Raw genomic sequence first — 307 nt, 5'->3', positions numbered from 1 at the left:
TGCCGCATCACGTCCTGACCGAGGACGTGCTGGAAGAGCGCATCGCCAACAACCGCGGTCATGTCGTGGTCCCCGATGGCCCTGGCCTCGGCATAAGCGTCAGCGAAGCCTCGGTGCGCGCCAATGCGCGGGTGCTGGCTGAGGCGTAGTTTCCGTCATTCCGGGGCGCGCGCAGCGCGAGCCCGGAATCCATTTCACCGCAGACTCTGCCGGAATGACGGCGCAAAAAGCCCGCCGTCCCCCAAGACGGCGGGCTTATGTCAACGCGTCGCGTGCGTTACGAGATGACTTCCGCGGTGACGCGGCC

Source organism: Sphingomonas radicis (assembly GCF_051400635.1).
In the GTDB taxonomy this organism is placed as follows: Bacteria; Pseudomonadota; Alphaproteobacteria; order Sphingomonadales; family Sphingomonadaceae; genus Sphingomonas.
The sequence above is the reverse complement of the archived record's forward strand: the minus strand, read 5'-3'. Positions refer to the sequence as shown.